Here is a 428-nt window from a genome sequence, read left to right on the forward strand (position 1 = left end):
TCCGTGACGCGGAAGCGGAGCTGGATGAGAAAGAAAAACACAGGAAGCATAAAATGATGGTGAACCGGACGTTGAGCATAGGGATACTGAAAAATGACCTGATTTATATCCTGTTGGAAACAGATGCGCAGAAACAGGACAGACTGTTCCATCAGATCTATGAAGACATCAGCAAAAATCTGGTTCCAATCAGGCCAGACCGTCATTACCACCGGACAAAGGGGCAGCTTGCGGGAAAATATTCAAACACGCATAAAAGAGCTTATTAAGCAACAAAGCTATAGCGCATTAGATTGTCTTGCCTGATAATTACAGTATAAAACCGTCAAATGGTAAGACTGACTCCTAGAACAATACCGGATGTCTTTATCCCATGAATGGGTGTAAAGACATCCGGTATTGTTCTTTTCCTTAAGTTAATGACATTG

Annotated in this window: 1 pseudogene; it reads left to right on the top strand. The window is 42.1% G+C overall.

Annotated elements, in window-relative coordinates:
- Positions 1–269, top strand: a pseudogene (locus E5329_RS29430) (IS4 family transposase); the annotation flags it as partial.
- Positions 270–428: the final 159 nt, after the last annotated feature.

The sequence above is a fragment of the Petralouisia muris genome (assembly GCF_004793545.1).
Taxonomy (GTDB): domain Bacteria; phylum Bacillota; class Clostridia; order Lachnospirales; family Lachnospiraceae; genus Petralouisia; species Petralouisia muris.